The sequence below is a fragment of the Paenibacillus sp. 8b26 genome (assembly GCF_050626875.1).
In the GTDB taxonomy this organism is placed as follows: Bacteria; Bacillota; Bacilli; order Paenibacillales; family Paenibacillaceae; genus Paenibacillus.
On sequence record NZ_CP192445.1, the window covers coordinates 2781439 to 2800000 of the forward strand.

Below are 18562 nucleotides of genomic sequence, written 5' to 3' on the forward strand. Positions count from 1 at the left end.
ATATTCCCCTTTACATTTGGCCTATATCTTCAAAGTACCACAATTTACAACGGGTTACGAACGATCCTGTACCCGCTCTGGAATAGGAGGGACATGGGCGGCATTCGGAATATCTTGGGGGTTCACTTTGAACGCTGATTTATACTTTGCCGGATCAGTAATGCTATCCGGTTCCGAGGTGCGCCATGTGAACATACATACAGGACACAGCAAGACCTCCCAGGCGCCTTTCACTGGCGAATGGGAAACAACTTCTGAACGATTAGATTCACAACGGGGACAAATATGCATCTGTCAGCACTCCTTTAATCTTTCTATATTTTCAAAAATATTTAACGAAGCATTTGGCTCAGCTTTTTTTCCCATTCCGCTACACCAAGCGGAGAATCGAGCGGCTGCGAATAATGGCCTCTAATATCCGGTGCTACAGGTGTCGTCGCATCCAATATCATTTTGTGCGTCATGCCTGCCGGATCAGAGCCAGGGTCAAGCGGTAAAATTGACAGGCCCGGCACAATGACAGCATCATGCTTGGGATGCAGCTTGGTGGATAAGGCCCACATGACCTGCGGTAGATTGAACGGATCGACATCCTCATCCACTACAATCACCAGCTTGCAATACCCCAATCCATGCGGAGTTGTTAGCGCACGCATCCCCACAGCCTTCGCAAAGCCGCCATAACGGGTTTTCGTGGAAATAATAGCGACCAGCCCATGCGTATACATGGCATTAACAGCTACGATTTCATTAGGAAATGCATCCTTGAGCTGCTGAAACAACGGTACACTTGTATTCACACCAATCATATAATCCGTTTCCGTCCAAGGCATCCCGATGTACAAATGCTCAAAGATAGGCTGCTTACGATGGTACACACGATTAATCTGAATGACTGGCATCGCGCGGCCGCCGGAATAGTGACCTGTAAATTCACCGAATGGACCTTCATACTCACGTTCACCCGCCAACACTTCACCTTCCAGAATAACCTCAGCTCCCCAAGGTAGATCGAGATCCGCATCCTTCGCTTTGACCACACGGTAAGGCTCACCCTGAATGGCCCCCGCCATCTCATATTCCGATTGATCGTACAGCAGCGGCGTAGAAGCAGCCGTGGTAATCACAGGCTCACATCCGAGAGCAATAGCGACCTTCAGATTTTCACCGCGTTCCTCAGCCTGACGGATATGGATCGCAATATCATGCTGCGGTACAGGCTGGATACCCAAACGGTTCTTGCCTTTCACCTGCATCCGGTACAAGCCGACATTTTGCTTACCATAGGTGTCCGGGTCATCCAGATCGCGTGAAACCAAAATTGCTTTGTCCAGATAAAATCCTCCGTCACCCTGGTTCAAACGAAACAACGGCAAAATATCAAACAAATTTATATCCTCAGTAATCTCTACTTCATGGAAAGGAGCGGTTTCTTCCCGCTTCACGGGCATAGGAAATTGTTCATAGCGTCTGGCAAATTCAAAAAACTGCTCCTTGAGTGGCGTGTTTTTGGGCATTCCCATCATGAGGGCATGATTGGGCCAGGAACCCATCACATTCATTGCAATACGAGCATCCGTATATCCATAGATATTATTGAAAAAGAGAGCAGGCGTTTTATCCCCAAGATTATGTAACGCTCTGTTAGCTGCTGCGATGTCCGGCTCCGGCTTTACCTCATCGCTGATCGTGAGCAATTGTCCCTCCTTTTCCAAGGTGTGTAGAAAATCGCGAAAGTCTTTATAAGCCATCATTCATTCTCCTTCGTCTTTCGATTTCTCAATTCTGGTGCAGTCTGGAGTCAGTCTGCTTCATTCCATCCCAGCGTTTGGCTGCGGTTGTGACGATACCGAACTGATCCAATGCGCGAAAAACAATATGATCCACCAATTCCTCAATGCTTGCAGGATGATTATAAAAGGCGGGCATCGGCGGCAGGATCATCACGCCCATACGTGACAGCTCCAGCATATTTTCCAGATGAATACTGCTTAATGGTGTTTCCCTGGTCATGAGCAGCAGCTTCTTTCGCTCCTTCAGCATCACATCCGCTGATCGGGTGAGTAGGTTGTCCGCCATACCGATACGAATGGAGGCGAGCGTCTTCATGCTGCAAGGAGCGACGATCATGCCGTCTACCCGGAAGGAGCCGCTGGAAATACGCGCAGCCTGATCCTTATACGAATAAACTGCATCCGCCATGGCCTCCACTTCCTTCACCGTGTAGCCTGTCTCATAGGGAATGTTCGCAATAGCCCACGGGGATAGCACCAGATGGCTCTCCACTCCGGCCTCCCGTAATTGTTGCAATATACGGATACCGAAGATCGACCCTGTCGCTCCCGATATTCCTACAATGATTTTCTTCATATGTCCCCTCCTTCCACCCCATCGTTGTATGTTCACCAACGCATCACTGTCAAAAATTATACGCCTGTTCCTTGCACACGAAAAATATATATAATATATGTAATGCATACTTTAAAAGTATTCAAATTGAAGTGGTTGTTCAGAAATGAGGAGGAAACCCCCAATGGATATGAAGCAGCTGCATTACTTTTGCGTCATCGTGGAGGAAGGGCAAATCACCAAAGCCGCACGCACGCTCAACATGGCCCAGCCTCCGCTGAGTCAGCAGCTCAAAAATATGGAGGATGAGCTTGGGGTAAAGCTGATTTACCGGGAAGGAAAGAAGTGGGAGGTCACCGAGGCCGGATACGCACTATACACCCGCGCTAAGCGATTATTGGCTGAAATGGAGGATACCTGTAGAGAAATTGGGGAGTTTGAAAACAACGTAACCGGTACCCTGTCCATAGGCACTTCATCGGCCTGCATGTCTCTGATTACCGAACAACTCAGCCGCTTTCATCAGAATTATCCGGAGGTATACGTTAAAATAGGACACGGAGACACACATCATCTGGAGGAACTGCTGCATCAAAATAAAGTCGATCTGGCCCTGCTGCTGCTTCCGGTAGACGACAGCTCGTACCATACGATTGAACTGGAGGGCGTCTCTTTTGTTGCGGTACTTCCGTGTGAATGGGCAGATCGTCATCCGAGTGGACAAATTACGTTACAGGAAGCAGCCAGCTATGACCTTTTGTTGGCACGCCGAACAGAAGGACACGGGCTATACGAAACCGTCATCCGAAAATTTCAGGAACACCATCTTATTCCGCGCGTCGTACTGGACTGTCCTGAAATATCGACCATTCTCGCGCTCGTATCCACAGGCATGGGGATTACCATCATTCCAGACACTGGCTTGGGACAAGAATACGGGGACAGAATTCGCACGCTCTCCATTAAGGAGCCGTTTCCCTTTACCCGGCCTGCCGTCGTATGGCGCAAGGATCGTTATTTATCCAATGCGGCTCGCAAATTGGTTGAACAGCTCCAAGCTGGACACACGAAAAAGACTGCTCCCGAGTAGATGCTCTACCGCTCTACTCCTGAAACAGTCTGATGCTGGATCAACTTCCTTCATTCCATCGTTGTTGCCGCCTTATTTGACTCCCTGATGCCGATACTCGGTCGGAGTCATTCCACATTTGCGCCGGAACACCTGTGTAAAATGCCGCATGTCCTGATAGCCAATCCGCTCGGAAATATCAGCCAGCCGAAGGTGAGGATCACCGAGCAGCCGCTTCGCTTCCTCCATCCGCAAGCAAATAACGTAATCCTTGTAGCCTTGTCCGGTTTTTTGCTTGAACAACTGGCTGAAATACACTGGATTCAAAAAGACAACCGAAGCTACCTTCTCCAGCGACAATTCCTCGGTAAAATGGGCCCGGATATATTGCAACGCCACATCCACCGTATGCATGCCTTTTCGCAGACATTCTCCCGCGTCCACTGCCGCCGCCGCAATCTCCTCGGGCGTTCGTCTTAGCCGTGCCACTTCTTCAGGAATGGATGCAAAATTGTGGTGAACCCCCGAACGCGTAATTTGTAACGGTACCCTCACATAACGCTTCAAGTGGGATTCGAGTAACGTCTCCAGCCGTGCGGCCTCTGCTTCATCCCGCAGTCGTGCAATGCCCAGCAGGCTGTGGCGGTCGAGACTGACGACAAAACCGCTGCCCCCCGCCTCAACAAGCTCGGACAGTACGTTTTCAATCATAAAATGCTCCAGATGCGTCTGCTTGTGATCAGGCTCCATACGAACCATGAAGAGATGAAACTCCGGATAGTTTTCCACAAACGGCTGTATATCGAGCTTCCCAGTATCCAGTCCAAGTGCATAGCGTTGAAAAACAGCCTCACGCAAATAGACCATATTGGATTTGAGAAGCCTGCCCTCGTTGGCCTGCTGTGAGGCGACAAGCGCTTCGGCTGCCAGCACTTCAATGCATTCCAGCAGCTTCCTTTTGCCGATTGGCTTTAACAAATAGTCTTTGGCACCCAGCTTCACTGCTCTTTGCGCATATTGGAAGTCGGAATGGGCCGAGATGACGACCCACTGTAGATGAGGATGCTTTCGCTTGGAAATGCGCATGAATTCCAGACCATCCATACCGGGCATCAGGATATCAGTTAATACAATATCCACGGGATGCTCCGCCAGAATGCCTGCTGCTTCCTCGGTGGAAGCAGCGAGATGAATGCCGCAGGTTGGCAGAGCCTGGCCAATGGTGCGCCGAATCCCCTGCCGAATCATACTTTCATCGTCAGCTATCAGAATATTCATGTTTCTCCTCCTTCAGTGGCAGAGGCACACTTACAGTGGCTGTCGTTCCGGCCCCAGGTGCGCTGGAAATCCGTAGGCCGTACTCTTCTCCGAACATGTGCCGTAGCCGTAAATTTAGGTTTTGCAGGCCGATGCCTCCCGCCTGCCCGCTGCCCGTCTGCTTGCCGGGTTCTGCCAAAGCAACCTGAACCACCTCCCATCGTTCGTACTCCATCCCTGCGCCATTATCCATAATATGCAGGCTTAATACGCCACCATATTCCTCTGCTCTGACAAGCAGCTTGCCACCTGTATTCGCATGAAGTGGCTCCAGCCCGTGCTTAACCGCGTTTTCAATCAACGGCTGTAAGGTCATTTTCGGCAAACGGATATCCATCCAGCGCTCATCAATACTGATGTCTACGGATACCCTGCCTTCCAGTCGTGCCTGAATAATCGTAAGGTAATGCCCTATCTGCTCTACTTCTTCGCGCAGGCTGACATCGGCTCCTTCCTCCCAATGACTGCTGTAGCGGAACATATGGGATAAGGAAAGCACCACTTCCCCGAGCTGATCCTGCTCCTTTTCATCCAGCATCCAATAGATCATATCCAGCGTATTATACAGAAAATGCGGATTGACCTGCGTCTGGAGCGCGTGCAGCTCGGCATTTTTTTCACTGACCGATGATATGCGAACCAGTTCGATCAGTTCGGCAATCCGTCTTACCATATGGTTGAAGGATGTCGCCAATTGGTTGATTTCCTCATACGATTCAATCTCCACCGTATGGCGGAAATTCCCCGTCTCCACCCGCTTCATTTCCCGAATAACCCGCTTCAGCGGAAGCGAAATACGTCTGGAGACGATGGACGCAATCAGCGCGGATAAAATAATGAGCACAGGCACCACGATGAGTAAATACCTTTGATTTTGCACCAGTTCCACGTTCAAATCCCCGCTGGGTGTCACACTAATGACCGACCAATCGGCAAACGGCAACTTGGAAGCGATTACAACCTTCTCATTACTCCGATTTACAATGACATCCTCCTCCGGTACCTGCTGCTCCAGACTTTGCAGATCTGGTGGCGGTTCAGAGGAAGTAGCCGACACAATCCGATTTTCATTGCCTACCAGATATACCTGACTATTGGTACCCAGCCGCAAATTGTGAAGGGCGGACAGAACCGAGCGCGGTTCAGCTTCAAACAGGACGATACCAATCGGCTTATGCTCATCCAGATCATAGAGCTGGCGCCCGAACGCAAATACGGGTCTGGTTTCCACCTGGTCAATGACAGAGTGAGGATAAACGCCCAGCCATGCAATTTTGCCCGCTGACTTTCGAATTTCCTTATACCATTCAGTGTGTTCGTAATCGGTATCAATAACATTCATATAATTCCCGTAGTTGTATACCTTGCCTGTGTCTGTGATGACATGAATGCCAATCAGGTCCTCCCGCGAATAATAGATAGCTCCCAGAATATTGGTAATTGTACGTTCATTGATGTAATTGACGGCGGGTAAATCACTGGTATCCGTCGTTAGCAGACGAACCAAATCCATATTGTTGCTGATCGATTTGGACAGACTGTTATAGCTGCTGAGCAGCAATTCGAACAGTCCTGCCGTTTGGGAAACATTTTTACGAGCCAACTCACTGACCTTATCATGGAACTGCACTGTAGTACGGTTATAAAATAACAAACTGATCGCCAGCACAATACCAGACATGCTCAACAGGAATAGAATAAACAAGCGGTGGTGAATAGACTGAAAACGGCGCATCATACCTCCGTGCGCTCCTTTCGAATCGCTCGCCTACCCTTTAACCGCCCCCGCTACCATGCCCTTGGTAATCTTTTCGGACAGGACAAAATAAATAATAATGACCGGTAAGGCCCCCATGACCAGAAAAGCGCCAATATTGCCGTAGTTCACAGAATACTGACTGACGAATGTATAGACGCCGAAAGGGAGTGTTTTGAGCTTCTCTGACGAGATAAAGGTGGCAGCCATAATGTATTCATTCCAGATATTAATAAAGGTCAAAATACACACCGTCATCATCGGCGGAATCGAGATGGGTAAGATCACACTGCGGAAAATACGATAAATGCTCGCCCCATCAATGTAAGCGGATTCTTCAATCTCGTGGGGAATGGACCGCATAAAGCCGGACAGGATGAAAACCGCAATCGGTGTCTGAAAAGCAATGTAGGGTAAAATTAGCGAGAAATACGTATTGAGAATGTTGATGTTTTTGAACATCACCATCAGCGGCAGCAGCGTTGCCTGCATCGGAATCATCATTCCGATCAGAAACAAGGTCAGCACAGCAGCCCCAAAGCGCCAGCGGAAACGCGTAATCGCATAAGCAGTCATCGAGCTTAACAAAATGACGAATAACATCGTAACTCCGGTCACCAGCACACTGTTTCCCAAATAGCGCAAGTAGCTCCCTGATTCATAAGCTTCCTGATAGTTGTGCCACTGGGGCACTTGAGGGAGTGCAAAGAAGCTTGCGCTCAAAATCTCTTCATTCGTCTTCAACGAATAGGTCAGCAGCCAGAAAAGTGGATACAGCTGCGTGACGATCAAAACCGCCAGCAAGGAAAAGACCAATGTTTTTTTCATGGTGTTCACAGCTTCATCCCCTTTAGCTTACCTTATTTTCGATTCGTTTGAAAACAAAATTTATCACAATTGTAAATGACAAACAGATAATGACGAGAAACGAAGCCAATGCGCTGCCATATCCATATTTCATAGACAAAAAGGACATGTTGTACATATATGTGGATACCGTATCCGTTGCATGAGCAGGCCCTCCACCCGTCATCACCCAGATCAGATCAAACGATTGCAGAGAACCAATAAAGGCCAATACCATTGATATTTTGAAAATAGGCACAATGAGCGGCAGTGTAATATAACGGTCTGCTTTAAAACCCTCAGCTCCATCCATTTTGGCTGCCTCGTACAACTCATTCGGAATATTTTGCACCCCAGTAAACTGAATCAGCAAATGATAGCCAAAATACTGCCACAACGACACAAAATAGAGCGCGTACATGGCAATCTGCGGTTCTGTCAGCCATGAGCGTGTCCAGCTTTCCAGCCCGACCGACATCAAAATACCGTTCAGCATCCCACCCATTGAGGCCGGATTATAGATCGTTTTCCACAATTGCCCGATAATAACTACTGACAAAATGACCGGCAGAAAATACATCGTAACCAGCGTATTCGCCTTACGCACATAGCGATTGAGCAAAATAGCCAGCAGCAGACAGAACGGAATTTCCAGCATGGAAAACACAGCGAACATCATCGTCCGCTTCACAGACGGCCAGAACACCGGATCGGCTGTAAAAATTCGTTCGAAATTCGCCAGCCCCACAAACTTTGCCTCAGATATCCCGTTCCAATCCAGCAGTCCACAGTACACCGACACCAGAATCGGAACAAACACCATACAGGTGTACAGCAGCAGGCAGGGCAGCACGAAAACGGCAATGGTGCGTGCCGGCACCTTCAGTACATTCATGCTCCAATCTCCTTTGTGTTTTTTCTGAACTTCTTCTAAGGATGCGCAGCTCATGGTTATTGCAAATCAGGGAAGGAACCAATGCGCCCCTCCCCTGTTAAGCTGCAACTATTTGTTCGCTTCAAAAGCGCTCTGATGCTCCTTGGCAACTTGTGCAGAGTCTTCTTTTTGCACGAATAGGTTTTGAATACTGCTCAGATGCGCCTGCGCGATAGCCGGATTCATCGTATTATCAAAAGCGAGGTCGCCGCCCTTCACATTTTTGAACAGCTCATTAAGGTTAATGGCCAGCTCGGAGTAGCCCGCCTCCTTTAGATCGCCTTTCATTTTCTGCCCGCTGCCAATTGCATTCTTCAGATCAAACTGGATCTTGGGCATCTCTGTAATAAAATAGTGCAGAAAATCCTTCGTCTCCTGCAAATGCTCACTGTTCGCCGATACCGCAAACGCACTGCCCGGTGCAATCACATACTCATTTACATCTCCCTTGCCATTCACCGTAGGGAATTGGAACGCGCCCACCTTGCCTGCTACCGAAGAAGCATCAATAGACCCTGTTTCCCATGTGCCCATGATATACATCGCAGCTTTTCCTGTTTTAAAAATATTGCCGCCCGCATTATAGTCAATGGATGTAGCTCCATCCGGGAAAGCCCCTGCCTGCACCAGTTCCTGAAATGCATCCACTGCTTCCACAAAGGCCGGATCATTAAACGTCTTTTTGCCGTCCAGCACATCTTTGAGGAAATTCGGCCCTTCATTCGTACGCAGCAAAATATTCATGAAAAGGAGTGATCCGGTCCACGAATCCTTTTCGCCAATCGCAATCGGGGTAATCCCCTTTGCCTTCAGCGCCTTGACCGCCGTAATCAGCTCATCAAAGGTGGTCGGCAGCTTTTGAATTCCCGCCTGCTCGAACAGCTCCTTATTGTAAAACACCACTTCTATATTGTTACCGTCCGGAAAAGCGTACAGCTTATCATCGAAGCTATAATAATCGAGCAGTCCATCCTGAAATGTATCTTTTAAGCCATCTTTATCTGCCACATCGTTCAGGGGAGCCAGTAGCCCGGCATCCACGAAGGGCTTCATTTGTGCGGCCGGGTTTACAATCGTAATATCCGGAACTTCCTTCGCCGCCGCCTGTGTTTTCAGCTTTAGCTTTTGTTGATCTGTATTCAGCGAATCCAGCTCAATTTTGACATTCGGATGATTCTGCTCATATTGACTTACAATTTGCTTTATCATTTTGTATGAAGGAGTGCTGGGATCAGGATTAATGTTCTGGAAGGTGATCGTCACTTCTTTACTTACCGCGTCTCCACCCTTGCTTCCTGAGTTTCCGGGACTTGCGCTCTGTCCGTTATTACATGCTGTCAGCGTCAATGCCAAGGCGCTCGCCACCAAAATAGAGAACGCTTTCATTTTTGTTCTGCCCATTATCCTTTTCCTCCTCTTGTTGAAGCATTGCGCGAATTGTCCCTGTCGGTGAACACTCAATGCCCGCTTGTTCTTTTCATTATGTTCTATAGAAAAGAAGTGAACAATGTGTGAACTTAAGGAGAAGGGTTTGTTTTTTCAAGCCCTCATTCGTGCGCTTCAAAATTCATTCATATCATAACTTGCAATTTATCTCGAACACAGGCATAATATGAATAAGCTCATTCTTTGATAATGATTCTCATTATTAAAAGATAACTATACATGGACTCCAAAGGAGGCAGGACCGCAGTGAAAGAAGCTTTTAGTAGAACCTCCCTGCATATTGATGATTATTTGGATCTTCTCAATCTTGCGGTACAGGTCGGAGATATAAAGTGGCAAAAGGAAATTACACGTAAACTTCAAGCCTTAAGTGTCCTCCAGACAGAACAGGTTGAAATAGATCAATAATCGTCTCCCCAGCTAATTGACCGCTATACGGCGTTGATTAGCTTTTTTTATGTTATAAATGTGAGCATTTCGCATAAATCCCAAGAGCGATTTCAAATCAGTAATATAAAGATCGAAATGGTTTAGTTCGTCTATATATTGTACTTTTAGCGTTCGGAATCGAATTATGCAAAATGCTGATGTATAAGTACAGGTGCGTCAGAAGACGTAAATCAAGGCGGGTCCTCAGGGACTCCGCCTTATTTATGTTCATATTTTTTAGAGTCGGCAGATTTCATGCGCACATTGACCGTACGAAGGGCAGCAGCACATCATGCGCAGTACCTTAAGATCGTGAATGACTATTTTTCCATCCCGCGTATCAAGCGTCCCCTGCTCCTTCAACGAGCTTAGCATCCGATTCACACTCTCCCGTGTCGCTCCAATCATTTCACCCAGTTCGGAGTGACTCAGCTTCATATTCAGTAAAATGCCATCCTTCACCGCTACACCGCATGTATTGCTCGCCCGGATCAGCGTTGAGGCCAATGCTCCTGCTTTACCATACAGCAGCAAATCCCGAAACCGCGATTGCATAATCCGTTGCTTCATAGCCATCCACTGAATGAATTGGAGCCCCATTGCTCCATTTTTGGACAGAAGCGATTCCAGATCCTGAACACGCACCACGCCCAGCTCACAGGCATCGGCTGTTTCTGCGGTGCAGCTATACTCTTCTCCATCTATCCCGCTGAACTCCCCGATTAAGTCGCCTTGATGCTGAATGGTCAAAATCAATTCTTTTCCGTCTTCTGTCGACTTGCGAAGCTTAACATGGCCCGAATGTATATAATAAAGCTGCTCCGATTCTTCGCCCTCTCTAAAAAGCGTAATACCCGCCTTTACCTTTTTCCAGGACATGATATCCTTCAGCAGCCCAAAATGTTCCTCCGTCAAAAAAAGCTGAATTCCCGTGCGTTCCACCTTATCCCCAAACCGTTCCGTACAAGTGGCTTGCATGTTAGCGTCCTCCTCGTATTTACCTGATATCTATATCATAATGTTTTGACGCATCAGTTGTTATCAGGAGAACACCTGATTTTATACCTCCCTACTCCCTGATTTACTGTGATAAATATCACTCCCGCCATCAAGCAGAGCCTAATTTATCGGCTTCCCTCCAACTCCTTGCCCCGCCTGTTCAAAAGTCAGTGTTTCCTGTGCCTATAGATCAGGGGGTTCCCTGACTTACTTTTGTAACTGCTGGAACTACAATAAGTTAGAGCTACAGTTTTGTTACGAAAAAGGATGTGTCTTCTATGCTAGAAATAACGGATGAAATGCGCAAAACACTGGATCAGTTGAGAGATCGTATCTATGGGGATCTCACAGCACTTGCGCTCATGTCCAAGCCGGGCGGTGTGTTGCAATGGTATTATGCCTCTGGCAGCCGCAGCGAACGCTATCGGCGTATTTCTTTTAAGGTAGGGCATGGTATTGCCGGGATGGCCGTTCGTCTGGGGCGTACCGTGACCGTAAGCGCTATGCTCTCCGGCAGCATCCGTTTACGTCAGGAATGTGCGCTGATGCTGGCGGAACAGCTTCACTCTGCTGTGGCTATTCCCTTTTCCAGCACAGGGGATCTGCCGAACGGTGTATTGCTTCTCGGTAATCGTGATGTGAAAGTGTTCACCGATTCCGACGTCGCAGGGGCCACAAAAGTGGCCGAGCAGCTTGGTCAGCTATGTGCCCACACTCTTATTCTATGAAATCATATAACTGTACCTAACTATCTATGTTGATTGGAATCCCTTAAATTTGATATGATGATGACAAAACGTACGGTTCTACCGTTCGAGGGGATGACAAATTGATTCGTATACTTGTAGTGGATGACCATGTTGTCGTACGTTCCGGCCTTATGGCCCTATTGGACGGCAAACACGGTATTAAGGTGGTAGGAGATGCAGCGGATGGGGATGAAGCGATTCGCAAGGCGATAGAGCTACAGCCCCATGTCGTACTCATGGATTTTAGTATGCCACCTGGCAAAGATGGTCTTACGGCAACCACTGAATTGAAAAAACAGTTGCCTGATACAGAAATACTTATTTTAACGATGCATGACGATGAAGAATATCTGTTTCGGGCCATTCAGGCCGGAGCCTCCGGATATATTTTAAAAAGCGCACCTCACGAGGAATTACTTGCTGCCATTCAGTCTGTCGCCGAAGGTAGCGCCTATCTGTACCCGAATGCAACCAAACGGCTGATGAGTGAATATCTGGATAAGATCAAGAAGGAAGGCATAGCCGGCCCGTATGAGTCCCTTTCTGAACGGGAAAAGGAAATTCTCTCATGGGTAGCCAAGGGATACGCGAACAAGGAAATTGCCGAGCGCTTGGTGATCAGCGTTAAAACCGTGGAGTCCCACAAAAGTAATCTGATGGAAAAGCTTAACCTGAAAACACGGCCCGAGCTGGTCAAATTTGCACTAAAAAAGGGGCTGCTGCATTATGAATGAACCTTCTAAACCTTTGCTCCAGCATGCTTTTGGCGAGTCAGCCGATAAGCTGCTGGATGATTTGGAAGCGCATATACCGGAATCCCCTTTTCTCCATGCACTGCGTAACTCACTCCACCAGTTATCCAATCTGAAATTCGCGTTGGATACGTCTTCTATCGTTGCTTTGACCGATCACCGCGGCATTATTCAGTACGTCAACGACAAGTTCTGCGAGATTTCGCAATACAGTCGGGAAGAGCTGATCGGTCGGGATCATCGCCTCATTAATTCGGGCTATCATACTTCTGCCTTTATGAAAAACCTGTGGACCATAATTCGCTCAGGCGAAGTATGGCAGGGAGAAATACGTAATCGAGCCAAAGACAACACCTACTATTGGGTGAATACCACCATCGTTCCGTTCATGGACGAAGAAGGTAAGCCCTATCAGTATTTGGCGATCCGTAATGAGGTAACCAAACTTAAAAAAGTAGAAGCTGAGCTGCAGACGATGATGACGCAAGTGATGCAAATACAGGAGGAAGAACGCAAGCGTTTTTCAAGAGAGCTGCATGATGGAATTGGGCAAAGCTTGTTTTCGCTGATTATTCAACTGGATAGTCAGCTTGCCGAACAGCCTAATCCTGCTCTGGAAAAGCTGCGTTCACAGGTGACTGACATTATTAAGGATGTCCGCGGACTGGCGTGGGAACTTCGCCCCTCAGTTCTGGATGATTTAGGCGTCGTACCAGCCATACGGACCTATATTGAAAACTATTGTTCTCATTACGGAATTGAGGTACATTTTCAATGTAATTTGCGTAAACGCCTTGATATCCGAAAGGAAATAGCGATTTATCGGATTGTACAGGAAGCCTTGACGAATGTAGCCAAATATGCGGACGTAGCTGAGGCACATGTCGACGTAGAGGATCAGGGTGAAGTCATACAAGTGACCATTTGGGATGAGGGTATCGGATTCTCTGAGCAATCTCAAGGGGAAGGCGTGGGACTGTTCAGCATGGAGGAACGAGCCAGGGGCGTAGGAGGATGGATCACCGTAACCTCTGCACCGGAACACGGGACCTCCATCCAACTGACCCTTCCTGTGTAAAGATATAGCAGCATAAATAAAAAAAGAGAGAGCGCTGTCCCCAGACAGGCTCTCTTTATTTATAAGGTGTCACCACTGAGGCAACAAGAATCCGCTATAGCAAAAAGCGGGTGATGGGAATCGAACCCACGCTATCAGCTTGGAAGGCTGAAGTTCTACCATTGAACTACACCCGCAAATCAGTATCGGGATGACACGATTTGAACATGCGACCCCCTGGTCCCAAACCAGGTGCTCTACCAAGCTGAGCTACATCCCGATATTATACATTTTTAAGAAAATGGCGCGCCCTGAGAGATTCGAACTCCCGGCCTTTTGATTCGTAGTCAAACGCTCTATCCAGCTGAGCTAAGGGCGCAAAATGTAATCCATAATAAGCAGTAAAGGCGCCACCCAGATTTGAACTGGGGAGTGAAGCTTTTGCAGAGCTTTGCCTTACCACTTGGCTATGGCGCCGAATGGATAATGGAGCGGACGACGGGAATCGAACCCGCGACCCTCGCCTTGGCAAGGCGATGCTCTACCGCTGAGCCACGTCCGCAAAATATGGTGCGGTCGAGAGGACTCGAACCTCCACGGGGGTTAGCCCACACGGACCTGAACCGTGCGCGTCTGCCAATTCCGCCACGACCGCAAAATAAATATAAATGGTGAGCCATGAAGGATTCGAACCTTCGACACCCTGATTAAAAGTCAGGTGCTCTACCAGCTGAGCTAATGGCTCTTAATGGCTGGGGATATAGGATTTGAACCTATGCATGACGGAGTCAAAGTCCGTTGCCTTACCGCTTGGCTAATCCCCATTAAATGAAAATAAAGGGCGGCCGATGGGGCTTGAACCCACGAATGCCGGAGTCACAGTCCGGTGCGTTAACCACTTCGCCACGACCGCCATAATGATTATGAAAAGACTGGTGGAGGATGATGGATTCGAACCACCGAACCCGTAAGGGAGCAGATTTACAGTCTGATGCGTTTGGCCACTTCGCTAATCCTCCAAAATGGTGCCGGCGAGAGGACTTGAACCCCCAACCTACTGATTACAAGTCAGTTGCTCTACCAGTTGAGCTACACCGGCACATTACTCATTCCCACTTGAAAGGTGGCTCGGGACGGAATCGAACCGCCGACACGAGGATTTTCAGTCCTCTGCTCTACCGACTGAGCTACCGAGCCATATATTGTTTTATATCTGTAATATACAAACCCACATTATATGTAGAATACACAAAAATGCCAGTTATATATTTCATAAAATGGCGGAACTGACGGGATTCGAACCCGCGATCTCCTGCGTGACAGGCAGGCATGTTAGGCCTCTACACCACAGTTCCATAGATAATCCTAAGGAAAATCAATTGCGGGGACAGGATTTGAACCTGTGACCTTCGGGTTATGAGCCCGACGAGCTACCGAACTGCTCCACCCCGCGACATTAAAATGGAATACTTGTATAACATAAATGGTGGAGGCTGAGGGGTTCGAACCCCCGACCCTCTGCTTGTAAGGCAGATGCTCTCCCAGCTGAGCTAAGCCTCCATACTATGACCCGTAGGGGAATCGAACCCCTGTTACCTCCGTGAAAGGGAGGTGTCTTAACCGCTTGACCAACGGGCCTTAACAATAAATAATATCTGGCGGAGAGAGAGGGTCCCCTTATAGCCACTTGGGTATCTCTCCAATAAGCAGCATAGGGATTACATCCTTAACCTCACTGGAATGAATCATAGGCCTCAACCAGCTCAGTTACGCCGCCATCTTATATGTAAAATTCAGAAATATCCAAGATTTGGCTCCCCGAACAGGACTCGAACCTGTGACAACTCGATTAACAGTCGAGTGCTCTACCAACTGAGCTATCAGGGAATATTGGTGGAGCCAAGCGGGATCGAACCGCTGACCTCCTGCGTGCAAGGCAGGCGCTCTCCCAGCTGAGCTATGGCCCCAGTCGTTTTGTTTCATCAAGAAGTGGTGGGCCTTAGTGGACTCGAACCACCGACCTCACCCTTATCAGGGGTGCGCTCTAACCAGCTGAGCTAAAGGCCCTAATATGTATGTCTTCATTATCCTCTAAAGGGACATTGCTTGGCGACGTCCTACTCTCCCAGGACCCTGCGGTCCAAGTACCATCGGCGCTGGAGGGCTTAACGGTCGTGTTCGGGATGGGTACGTGTGGAACCCCTCCGCTATCGCCACCAAACATGAATTTGTAAAACAAATTCTACCGTATGGGTATTCGGTTCATCACTAATCGTGTGAATGAATAACCATGCGCTTTTCTTCAAGGTGTTACACCCTGAAAACTGGATCCGAAACTCCATTGCGTCCTATCCTTAGGATAAGCCCTCGACCGATTAGTATTGGTCAGCTCCATGCATTACTGCACTTCCACCCCCAACCTATCTACCTCGTCGTCTTCAAGGGGTCTTACTAATTGGGAAATCTCATCTTGAGGGGGGCTTCACGCTTAGATGCTTTCAGCGCTTATCCCTTCCGTACATAGCTACCCAGCGGTGCTCCTGGCGGAACAACTGGTACACCAGCGGTACGTCCATCCCGGTCCTCTCGTACTAAGGACAGCTCCTCTCAAATTTCCTACGCCCACGACAGATAGGGACCGAACTGTCTCACGACGTTCTGAACCCAGCTCGCGTACCGCTTTAATGGGCGAACAGCCCAACCCTTGGGACCTACTTCAGCCCCAGGATGCGATGAGCCGACATCGAGGTGCCAAACCTCCCCGTCGATGTGGACTCTTGGGGGAGATAAGCCTGTTATCCCCAGGGTAGCTTTTATCCGTTGAGCGATGGCCCTTCCATGCGGTACCACCGGATCACTAAGCCCGACTTTCGTCCCTGCTCGACTTGTAGGTCTCGCAGTCAAGCTCCCTTCTGCCTTTGCACTCTTCGAATGATTTCCAACCATTCTGAGGGAACCTTGGGGCGCCTCCGTTACTCTTTAGGAGGCGACCGCCCCAGTCAAACTGCCCACCTGACACTGTCCTCGTACCGGATCACGGTACCAAGTTAGAACCTAGATACGATCAGGGTGGTATCCCAAGGATGCCTCCTCTCAAGCTGGCGCTCAAGTCTCTTAGGCTCCCACCTATCCTGTACAGATCGTACCCAAATTCAATATCAAGCTGCAGTAAAGCTCCATGGGGTCTTTCCGTCTTGTCGCGGGTAACCTGCATCTTCACAGGTATTAAAATTTCACCGGATCTCTCGTTGAGACAGCGCCCAAGTCGTTACGCCATTCGTGCGGGTCAGAATTTACCTGACAAGGAATTTCGCTACCTTAGGACCGTTATAGTTACGGCCGCCGTTTACTGGGGCTTCGGTTCATAGCTTCGCCCCGAAGGACTTACCACTCCCCTTAACCTTCCAGCACCGGGCAGGCGTCAGCCCGTATACTTCGCCTTGCGGCTTCGCACAGACCTGTGTTTTTGCTAAACAGTCGCTTGGGCCTTTTCACTGCGGCCCCCTCGGGCTATTCACCCTACCGAGGCACCCCTTCTCCCGAAGTTACGGGGTCATTTTGCCGAGTTCCTTAACGAGAGTTCTTCCGCGCGCCTTAGAATTCTCTTCTCGCCTACCTGTGTCGGTTTGCGGTACGGGCACCTTCTCCTGGCTAGAGGCTTTTCTTGGCAGTCTGAGATCATGACCTTCGCTACTACAATTTTCGCTCCCCATCACAGCCCAGCCTTACGATGTGCGGATTTGCCTACACACCAGCCTCACTGCTTAGACGGACATCCATCAGTCCGCGTCACTACCCTACTGCGTCACCCCATTGCTCATAACGGATTACGGTGGTACAGGAATTTCGACCTGTTGTCCTTCGACTACGCCTATCGGCCTCGCCTTAGGTCCCGACTTACCCTGAGCGGACGAACCTTCCTCAGGAACCCTTAGGCTTTCGGCGGATCTGATTCTCACAGATCTTTTCGTTACTCATACCGGCATTCTCACTTGAATGCAGTCCAGCGCTCCTTACGGTACACCTTCAACCCACATTCAACGCTCCCCTACCCCTGATGCAAAGCATCAAGCCATAGCTTCGGTGGCGTGTTTAGCCCCGTTACATTTTCGGCGCAGAGTCACTCGACCAGTGAGCTATTACGCACTCTTTCAATGGTGGCTGCTTCTAAGCCAACATCCTGGTTGTCTGTGCAACTCCACATCCTTTCCCACTTAACACACACTTGGGGACCTTAGCTGATGGTCTGGGCTGTTTCCCTTTCGACAATGGATCTTAGCACTCACTGTCTGACTCCCGGAACTAAGTCTATGGCATTCGGAGTTTGACTGAGCTTGGTAACCCTTGCGGGCCCCGCACCCAATCAGTGCTCTACCTCCACGACTCTTATTCCGAGGCTAGCCCTAAAGCTATTTCGGGGAGAACCAGCTATCTCCGGGTTCGATTGGAATTTCTCCGCTACCCCCACCTCATCCCCGCATTTTTCAACATGCGTGGGTTCGGGCCTCCAGTGCGTGTTACCGCACCTTCACCCTGGACAGGGGTAGATCACCCGGTTTCGGGTCTACGTCCACGTACTAAGTCGCCCTATTCAGACTCGCTTTCGCTGCGGCTTCAGCTCTTCACCTTAACCTTGCACGGGAACGTAACTCGCCGGTTCATTCTACAAAAGGCACGCCATCACCCATCAATAGGGCTCTGACTTCTTGTAAGCACACGGTTTCAGGATCTATTTCACTCCCCTTCCGGGGTGCTTTTCACCTTTCCCTCACGGTACTGCTTCACTATCGGTCGCCAGGGAGTATTTAGCCTTGGCAGATGGTCCTGCCGGATTCATACGGGGTTTCACGTGCCCCGCA

At 49.0% G+C, this 18562-nt stretch carries 14 protein-coding genes, 19 tRNA genes and 2 rRNA genes (1 of these 35 cut by a window edge); 5 read left to right on the forward strand and 30 right to left on the reverse strand.

The window, feature by feature from the left end:
* Positions 1-54: 54 nt before the first annotated feature.
* Genes ACQ4MX_RS12775 through ACQ4MX_RS12785 form a run of 3 tightly spaced genes read right to left on the reverse strand, consistent with a single transcriptional unit; the run spans position 55 to position 2370 of the window.
* The gene (locus ACQ4MX_RS12775; protein WP_431090980.1) at positions 55-291 is read right to left on the reverse strand and encodes a non-oxidative hydroxyarylic acid decarboxylases subunit D; all 237 of its coding nucleotides are present in this window, start codon (positions 289-291) and stop codon (positions 55-57) included.
* 41 nt (positions 292-332) lie between these two features.
* A complete protein-coding gene (locus ACQ4MX_RS12780) occupies positions 333-1751 on the reverse strand; it encodes a non-oxidative hydroxyarylic acid decarboxylases subunit C (RefSeq protein WP_431091320.1) in 1419 nt (472 codons plus the stop codon).
* Between the two features lie 28 nt (positions 1752-1779).
* Positions 1780-2370: a UbiX family flavin prenyltransferase gene (locus tag ACQ4MX_RS12785; RefSeq protein WP_431090981.1), complete on the reverse strand. Its 591-nt coding sequence runs from the start codon at positions 2368-2370 to the stop codon at positions 1780-1782.
* A gap of 163 nt (positions 2371-2533) precedes the next feature.
* Here ACQ4MX_RS12785 and ACQ4MX_RS12790 point away from each other — a divergent pair, with 163 nt between their 5' ends.
* The gene (locus tag ACQ4MX_RS12790; protein ID WP_431090982.1) at positions 2534-3439 is read left to right on the forward strand and encodes a LysR family transcriptional regulator; all 906 of its coding nucleotides are present in this window, start codon (positions 2534-2536) and stop codon (positions 3437-3439) included.
* A gap of 72 nt (positions 3440-3511) precedes the next feature.
* On the opposite strand, the gene ACQ4MX_RS12795 is transcribed toward ACQ4MX_RS12790, so the two are convergent.
* The 5 genes from ACQ4MX_RS12795 to ACQ4MX_RS12815 all read right to left on the reverse strand — a co-directional run bounded on the left by ACQ4MX_RS12795 (position 3512) and on the right by ACQ4MX_RS12815 (position 9672).
* Positions 3512-4696 carry a response regulator transcription factor gene (locus ACQ4MX_RS12795; protein WP_431090984.1) on the reverse strand — a complete coding sequence of 395 codons (1185 nt, stop codon included), beginning with the start codon at positions 4694-4696 and terminating at the stop codon, positions 3512-3514.
* Positions 4677-6473, reverse strand: coding sequence for a sensor histidine kinase (locus tag ACQ4MX_RS12800; RefSeq protein ID WP_431090986.1), 1797 nt, complete (start codon positions 6471-6473; stop codon positions 4677-4679). The genes ACQ4MX_RS12795 and ACQ4MX_RS12800 overlap by 20 nt, the downstream gene beginning before the upstream one ends.
* 30 nt (positions 6474-6503) lie before the next feature.
* Positions 6504-7328: a carbohydrate ABC transporter permease gene (locus ACQ4MX_RS12805; RefSeq protein WP_283654274.1), complete on the reverse strand. Its 825-nt coding sequence runs from the start codon at positions 7326-7328 to the stop codon at positions 6504-6506.
* A gap of 13 nt (positions 7329-7341) precedes the next feature.
* Positions 7342-8232 carry a carbohydrate ABC transporter permease gene (locus ACQ4MX_RS12810; protein WP_149096396.1) on the reverse strand — a complete coding sequence of 297 codons (891 nt, stop codon included), beginning with the start codon at positions 8230-8232 and terminating at the stop codon, positions 7342-7344.
* Positions 8233-8340: 108 nt separating this feature from the next.
* Positions 8341-9672: an extracellular solute-binding protein gene (locus tag ACQ4MX_RS12815; protein ID WP_431090988.1), complete on the reverse strand. Its 1332-nt coding sequence runs from the start codon at positions 9670-9672 to the stop codon at positions 8341-8343.
* 291 nt (positions 9673-9963) lie between these two features.
* Here ACQ4MX_RS12815 and ACQ4MX_RS12820 point away from each other — a divergent pair, with 291 nt between their 5' ends.
* On the forward strand, positions 9964-10125 hold the full coding sequence (locus tag ACQ4MX_RS12820; protein ID WP_014279404.1) for a lysine-specific demethylase: 162 nt from the start codon (positions 9964-9966) through the stop codon (positions 10123-10125).
* Between the two features lie 258 nt (positions 10126-10383).
* On the opposite strand, the gene ACQ4MX_RS12825 is transcribed toward ACQ4MX_RS12820, so the two are convergent.
* Entirely contained in the window at positions 10384-11124 is a 741-nt protein-coding gene (locus ACQ4MX_RS12825) for a Crp/Fnr family transcriptional regulator (protein WP_431090989.1), read from the reverse strand.
* A gap of 299 nt (positions 11125-11423) precedes the next feature.
* Between ACQ4MX_RS12825 and ACQ4MX_RS12830 the strand changes: the two genes are divergently transcribed.
* From ACQ4MX_RS12830 to ACQ4MX_RS12840, 3 genes are all read left to right on the forward strand, one after another.
* The gene (locus ACQ4MX_RS12830; protein WP_134911498.1) at positions 11424-11873 is read left to right on the forward strand and encodes a GAF domain-containing protein; all 450 of its coding nucleotides are present in this window, start codon (positions 11424-11426) and stop codon (positions 11871-11873) included.
* A 101-nt stretch (positions 11874-11974) separates the two neighbouring features.
* On the forward strand, positions 11975-12628 hold the full coding sequence (locus ACQ4MX_RS12835) for a response regulator (protein ID WP_431090990.1): 654 nt from the start codon (positions 11975-11977) through the stop codon (positions 12626-12628).
* Entirely contained in the window at positions 12621-13724 is a 1104-nt protein-coding gene (locus ACQ4MX_RS12840) for a PAS domain-containing protein (protein WP_431090991.1), read from the forward strand. The genes ACQ4MX_RS12835 and ACQ4MX_RS12840 overlap by 8 nt, the downstream gene beginning before the upstream one ends.
* A gap of 105 nt (positions 13725-13829) precedes the next feature.
* Here ACQ4MX_RS12840 and ACQ4MX_RS12845 read toward each other — a convergent pair.
* The 21 genes from ACQ4MX_RS12845 to ACQ4MX_RS12945 form a co-directional block, all read right to left on the reverse strand.
* A tRNA-Gly gene (locus ACQ4MX_RS12845) sits at positions 13830-13900 on the reverse strand.
* A gap of 9 nt (positions 13901-13909) precedes the next feature.
* Positions 13910-13983, reverse strand: a tRNA-Pro gene (locus ACQ4MX_RS12850).
* Positions 13984-14005: 22 nt separating this feature from the next.
* Positions 14006-14082 (reverse strand) — tRNA-Arg (locus ACQ4MX_RS12855).
* Between the two features lie 26 nt (positions 14083-14108).
* Positions 14109-14180 (reverse strand) — tRNA-Cys (locus tag ACQ4MX_RS12860).
* Positions 14181-14190: 10 nt separating this feature from the next.
* Positions 14191-14265: transfer RNA gene (locus tag ACQ4MX_RS12865), tRNA-Gly, on the reverse strand.
* A gap of 6 nt (positions 14266-14271) precedes the next feature.
* Positions 14272-14358 (reverse strand) — tRNA-Leu (locus ACQ4MX_RS12870).
* A 14-nt stretch (positions 14359-14372) separates the two neighbouring features.
* Positions 14373-14448 (reverse strand) — tRNA-Lys (locus ACQ4MX_RS12875).
* Positions 14449-14452: 4 nt separating this feature from the next.
* Positions 14453-14527: transfer RNA gene (locus ACQ4MX_RS12880), tRNA-Gln, on the reverse strand.
* A 16-nt stretch (positions 14528-14543) separates the two neighbouring features.
* Positions 14544-14616 (reverse strand) — tRNA-His (locus ACQ4MX_RS12885).
* A 20-nt stretch (positions 14617-14636) separates the two neighbouring features.
* Positions 14637-14722 (reverse strand) — tRNA-Tyr (locus ACQ4MX_RS12890).
* A 4-nt stretch (positions 14723-14726) separates the two neighbouring features.
* A tRNA-Thr gene (locus ACQ4MX_RS12895) sits at positions 14727-14802 on the reverse strand.
* Positions 14803-14827: 25 nt separating this feature from the next.
* A tRNA-Phe gene (locus ACQ4MX_RS12900) sits at positions 14828-14900 on the reverse strand.
* 81 nt (positions 14901-14981) lie between these two features.
* Positions 14982-15058 (reverse strand) — tRNA-Asp (locus tag ACQ4MX_RS12905).
* A gap of 24 nt (positions 15059-15082) precedes the next feature.
* Positions 15083-15156: transfer RNA gene (locus tag ACQ4MX_RS12910), tRNA-Met, on the reverse strand.
* Positions 15157-15187: 31 nt separating this feature from the next.
* A tRNA-Val gene (locus tag ACQ4MX_RS12915) sits at positions 15188-15263 on the reverse strand.
* Positions 15264-15269: 6 nt separating this feature from the next.
* Positions 15270-15341, reverse strand: a tRNA-Glu gene (locus ACQ4MX_RS12920).
* 173 nt (positions 15342-15514) lie between these two features.
* Positions 15515-15590, reverse strand: a tRNA-Asn gene (locus ACQ4MX_RS12925).
* A gap of 4 nt (positions 15591-15594) precedes the next feature.
* Positions 15595-15670, reverse strand: a tRNA-Ala gene (locus ACQ4MX_RS12930).
* A gap of 23 nt (positions 15671-15693) precedes the next feature.
* Positions 15694-15770 (reverse strand) — tRNA-Ile (locus ACQ4MX_RS12935).
* A 37-nt stretch (positions 15771-15807) separates the two neighbouring features.
* Positions 15808-15924: ribosomal RNA gene (gene rrf / locus ACQ4MX_RS12940) — 5S ribosomal RNA — on the reverse strand.
* 134 nt (positions 15925-16058) lie between these two features.
* Positions 16059-18562, reverse strand: a 23S ribosomal RNA gene (locus ACQ4MX_RS12945) (it continues 423 nt past the right edge of the window).

Excerpts from the sequence above, each read along its gene's own strand:
- ACQ4MX_RS12775 (WP_431090980.1), bottom strand. The coding sequence starts at position 291 with ATGCATATTTGTCCCCGTTGTGAATCTAATCGTTCAGAAGTTGTTTCC.
- ACQ4MX_RS12780 (WP_431091320.1), bottom strand. The coding sequence starts at position 1,751 with ATGGCTTATAAAGACTTTCGCGATTTTCTACACACCTTGGAAAAGGAG.
- ACQ4MX_RS12785 (WP_431090981.1), bottom strand. The coding sequence starts at position 2,370 with ATGAAGAAAATCATTGTAGGAATATCGGGAGCGACAGGGTCGATCTTC.
- ACQ4MX_RS12790 (WP_431090982.1), top strand. The coding sequence starts at position 2,534 with ATGGATATGAAGCAGCTGCATTACTTTTGCGTCATCGTGGAGGAAGGG.
- ACQ4MX_RS12795 (WP_431090984.1), bottom strand. The coding sequence starts at position 4,696 with ATGAATATTCTGATAGCTGACGATGAAAGTATGATTCGGCAGGGGATT.
- ACQ4MX_RS12800 (WP_431090986.1), bottom strand. The coding sequence starts at position 6,473 with ATGATGCGCCGTTTTCAGTCTATTCACCACCGCTTGTTTATTCTATTC.
- ACQ4MX_RS12810 (WP_149096396.1), bottom strand. The coding sequence starts at position 8,232 with ATGAATGTACTGAAGGTGCCGGCACGCACCATTGCCGTTTTCGTGCTG.
- ACQ4MX_RS12815 (WP_431090988.1), bottom strand. The coding sequence starts at position 9,672 with ATGGGCAGAACAAAAATGAAAGCGTTCTCTATTTTGGTGGCGAGCGCC.
- ACQ4MX_RS12825 (WP_431090989.1), bottom strand. The coding sequence starts at position 11,124 with ATGCAAGCCACTTGTACGGAACGGTTTGGGGATAAGGTGGAACGCACG.
- ACQ4MX_RS12830 (WP_134911498.1), top strand. The coding sequence starts at position 11,424 with ATGCTAGAAATAACGGATGAAATGCGCAAAACACTGGATCAGTTGAGA.
- ACQ4MX_RS12840 (WP_431090991.1), top strand. The coding sequence starts at position 12,621 with ATGAATGAACCTTCTAAACCTTTGCTCCAGCATGCTTTTGGCGAGTCA.